We start from the raw sequence: 4,040 nt of genomic DNA, 5'->3' as shown, positions 1-4,040 counted from the left end.
GTCCTCACCGGCCTGCACGCCGCGGAACTCCCGCTCGTCGGCGGGACACTCGGCGGCGCGAGCCCGTCGACCGGGTTCTGGCTCGCCCTCGCCGCCGCGGTCGCACTCCTGATCGCGGCCGGGCTGGCCGCCGCGGGCGGACGCCGTGACGCGTGACCGTCTCCGGGTGCTGCTCATCGAGTTCACCCGCCCCGATCCCGCCGCCGTCGCGCTGGGCCGGCGCCTGCGCGACGAAGGCGTCGAGGTCGTCCACGCCGGACCCCTGGGCACCGAAGAGCAGATCCTGCGCACCGCCGAGCAGGAAGACCCCGACGCGATCGGCGTCCTCGGCGCCCCGCCGTCGGCGGAACTCGAAGCCGCGCTGACCGGTTTCACCGTCTTCACCACGCCGGAAAACGCCCTCCGGTGGGCGGTCTCACACCGCGGGAACACCGTCTGACCGCGCACGGTGACCGACTTCACCAGGTGCGGAGTCCCCGCCGTTCACGCAGGTCGCTAACCTCGACTGGTCCGACAGCGCGGTCCGGTTACGCGGACCACCACAGTGGCGTGTCGTCAGGAGACTGGAGTAGTGGACCTCTACGAGTACCAGGCGAGGGATCTCTTCGCCGCCCACGGAGTACCGGTTCTGCCGGGCTCGGTGGCTAGCACCCCCGAAGAAGCCAAGACCGCCGCGGAGCAGATCGGCAACCAGGTCGTCGTCAAGGCGCAGGTGAAGGTCGGCGGCCGCGGCAAGGCGGGCGGCGTCAAGCTGGCCCAGACGCCCGACGAGGCGAAGGAGAAGGCGGAAGCCATCCTCGGCCTCGACATCAAGGGCCACATCACGCGCCGCGTGCTCGTGGCCGAAGCTTCGGACATCGCGTCCGAGTACTACTTCTCCTTCCTGCTGGACCGCGCGAACCGCACGTTCCTGGCGATGGCGTCCTCCGAGGGCGGCATGGAGATCGAGCAGCTCGCGGTCGAGCGGCCCGACGCGCTCGCGAAGATCCCGGTCGACGCGATCGCCGGCGTCGACAAGGCGAAGGCGCTCGAGATCCTGAAGGCCGGCAACTTCCCGGCCGAGATCATCGACGAAGCCGCCGACGTCGTCGTGAAGCTCTGGGAGACCTTCGTCTCCGAGGACGCCACCCTGGTCGAGGTCAACCCGCTGGTCCGTGACCCGCAGGACAAGATCATCGCCCTCGACGGCAAGGTCACCCTCGACGAGAACGCGGACTTCCGCCAGCCGGGCCACGAGGCCCTGGTGGACAAGGAAGCGGAGAACCCGCTCGAGGCGAAGGCCAAGGCCAAGAACCTCAACTACGTCAAGCTCGACGGCCAGGTCGGCATCATCGGCAACGGCGCGGGGCTCGTCATGTCCACTTTGGACGTCGTGGCGTACGCGGGCGAGAAGCACGGCGGCGTGAAGCCGGCGAACTTCCTCGACATCGGCGGCGGCGCGTCGGCCGAGGTCATGGCGGCCGGGCTGGACGTCATCCTCAACGACACCGACGTGAAGAGCGTCTTCGTCAACGTCTTCGGCGGCATCACCGCGTGCGACGCGGTGGCGAACGGCATCGTCGAGGCGCTGAAGATCCTGGGCGACGAGGCCAGCAAGCCGCTGGTCGTCCGCCTGGACGGCAACAACGTCGTCGAGGGCCGCCAGATCCTGGCCGACGCGAACCACCCGCTGGTCACCGTGGTGGACACAATGGACAACGCGGCCGACAAGGCTGCCGAGCTCGCCGCGGCAGGTGCGTGAGATGTCGATCTTCATCAACGAGAACAGCAAGGTCATCGTCCAGGGGCTCACCGGCTCCGAAGGCACGAAGCACGCGACCAAGATGCTGAAGTCCGGCACGAACATCGTGGGTGGCGTCAACGCCCGCAAGGCCGGCCAGACCGTCACCATCGAGGGCAAGGACCTCAAGGTCTTCGGCACCGTCGAAGAGGCGATCAAGGAGACCGGCGCCGACGTGTCGGTCATCTTCGTGCCGCCGAAGTTCGCCAAGGACGCGGTCCTCGAGGCGATCGACGCCGAGATCCCGCTCGCCGTGGTCATCACCGAGGGCATCCCGGTGCACGACTCCGCCTACTTCTGGGCGCACGCGGTCGCGAAGGGCAACAAGACCCGGATCATCGGCCCGAACTGCCCCGGCGTGATCAGCCCCGGCAAGTCGAACGCCGGCATCATCCCGGCCGACATCTCCGGCCCGGGCCAGATCGGCCTCGTGTCGAAGTCCGGCACGCTGACCTACCAGATGATGTACGAGCTGCGGGACATCGGCTTCTCCACCGCGGTCGGCATCGGCGGTGACCCCATCATCGGCACCACGCACATCGACGCCCTCGAGGCGTTCGAGGCGGACCCCGAGACCAAGGTCATCGTGATGATCGGCGAGATCGGTGGCGACGCCGAAGAGCGCGCCGCGGCCTACATCAAGGACAACGTGACGAAGCCGGTCGTCGGCTACGTCGCGGGCTTCACCGCGCCCGAGGGCAAGACCATGGGCCACGCGGGCGCCATCGTGTCGGGTTCCTCCGGCACGGCCGCCGCGAAGAAGGAGGCCCTCGAGGCCGCCGGCGTCAAGGTCGGCAAGACCCCGAGCGAGACCGCCGTCCTCGCGCGTGAGCTGTACAACAGCCTCGGCTGACGACAGCGTGTAACCGCTGGTAGAGCCGGGCACCCACAAGGTGCCCGGCTCTACTGCGTCCGGGTACGAAACCTCCGGAGGGATTCACGCGTCTGGTGGGCTGAGGGCTTGAGAGTGCGCTAGCGTTCTGCGCACACAAGCCGCCTCGTCTTCCCCCGGGTGCCCGCGTGCCCCGGAGTGCCGGTCGAACCGACAGGAGTGCATCCGATGACCTTCCCCAGCGGCGGGCCTGGCTACCCCCAGCAGGGTGGCGGCCAGCAGCCCCCCGGACCGCCCCCCACCGGTGGCTTCCCCCAGCAGCAGCACTCGGCCCCGGCGCCCTCGGGTTCCGGCCCGGCGGGGCTGCCGCAGAACCTGCCGCTGCTGCTCGCCCTGGTCGTCGCGGTCTTCGGCCTCGTCCAGTACTTCCTGGGCTTCTCCGACAACGCCGACGTCGGCCTGGCCACGAACTTCCTCCTGGTCGCGGGCCTGCTCGCCGGGCTGCACGCCCTGCCGAAGGGGCCGAAGACGCTGCCGTTCGTCGCGCTGTTCAGCGTGCTCGGCGCGCTCGACGCCCTGGACTCGCTGGTCGCGCTGCCCACGACGCCGGGCATCGTCACCGTCATCCTGATCCTGGCGATCCTGCAGATGGCCGTCGCGGTCGGCGCGCTGCTCATCGAGCACGACGTGATCAAGCCGCCGTCGCCGAAGCCCGCCGCGCCGTCCTACGGCGGCCAGCAGCAGTACGGCCAGCCCGGCCAGCAGCAGCAGTACGGCCAGCCGGGTCAGCAGTTCGGCCAGCCGGGCCACGGCCCGGGCCCGGTCGCCCAGACCGGGGAGCCGTCGGCGCCGTTCTCGCAGCCGGGCCAGTACGGCTCGCCGAACCCGCCGTCGACCACGCCGCCGCCGGGGCAGCAGGCCACCACGTACGCCCCGCAGCAGGGCTCGTTCTTCCAGCAGCCGCCGTCGGACAACCCGGGCACCCCGCCCGGTGGCTTCGGCAAGTCGAACTGACGCGGTCTCTCGAAACACCCGCTGTGACGCTGAGTGTCACGGCGGGTGTTTTGCACTTCAGGGGTTACTCGACCGGGTGGGTTAGCTTCCCCACTCCCGACGGCGGCGGCGTGGCTCACCCGGTCGGACCAGCCCGGATGTCAGGGTGCGGATCATGGACCTGCTCACCGACGCCCGCGAGGAGCCGGTGAGCGACCTCGATCCCGACGTCGGACTCTCCCGGGCGGCGCGGGTGCGGGTGTTGCTCGCCGCCGCTCTCGGCCCGCTGGTCACCGGCTACGCCGCCGTCGCGACCGCGCTGACCCTGGTCGCGCTCACCGCCGACCGCACCGTCTTCTCCGGCACCGGCGTGCTGCTGGCCGCCGCGCCCGGCTGGCTCGCCGCGCACCAGGTCCAGCTCGGCTTCGGCGGGCA

The 4,040-nt window shown here is 70.3% G+C and carries 4 protein-coding genes and 1 pseudogene; all 5 read left to right on the top strand.

Annotated features, from left to right (window positions below):
* The first annotated feature begins 166 nt into the window (after nucleotides 1-166).
* A complete protein-coding gene (locus G3I65_RS55985) occupies nucleotides 167-439 on the top strand; it encodes a hypothetical protein (RefSeq protein WP_239072063.1) in 273 nt (90 codons plus the stop codon).
* 132 nt (nucleotides 440-571) lie between these two features.
* A complete protein-coding gene (gene sucC, locus G3I65_RS55980; RefSeq protein ID WP_086865349.1) occupies nucleotides 572-1,741 on the top strand; it encodes an ADP-forming succinate--CoA ligase subunit beta in 1,170 nt (389 codons plus the stop codon).
* A 1-nt stretch (nucleotide 1,742) separates the two neighbouring features.
* Nucleotides 1,743-2,633 (top strand): succinate--CoA ligase subunit alpha, encoded by an 891-nt coding sequence (gene sucD, locus G3I65_RS55975; protein WP_160704765.1) that lies wholly within the window; start codon nucleotides 1,743-1,745, stop codon nucleotides 2,631-2,633.
* A gap of 207 nt (nucleotides 2,634-2,840) precedes the next feature.
* Entirely contained in the window at nucleotides 2,841-3,626 is a 786-nt protein-coding gene (locus G3I65_RS55970; RefSeq protein WP_160704763.1) for a DUF5336 domain-containing protein, read from the top strand.
* Between the two features lie 145 nt (nucleotides 3,627-3,771).
* A pseudogene (locus G3I65_RS55965) lies at nucleotides 3,772-4,040 on the top strand (hypothetical protein); the annotation flags it as partial.

Source organism: Amycolatopsis sp. SID8362 (assembly GCF_010550475.1).
In the GTDB taxonomy this organism is placed as follows: domain Bacteria; phylum Actinomycetota; class Actinomycetes; order Mycobacteriales; family Pseudonocardiaceae; genus Amycolatopsis; species Amycolatopsis eburnea.
Note: the sequence above shows the minus strand (reverse complement) of the source record. Positions and strands in the feature narration are given on the sequence as shown.

Excerpts from the sequence above, each read along its gene's own strand:
- sucD (WP_160704765.1), top strand. The coding sequence starts at position 1,743 with ATGTCGATCTTCATCAACGAGAACAGCAAGGTCATCGTCCAGGGGCTC.
- G3I65_RS55970 (WP_160704763.1), top strand. The coding sequence starts at position 2,841 with ATGACCTTCCCCAGCGGCGGGCCTGGCTACCCCCAGCAGGGTGGCGGC.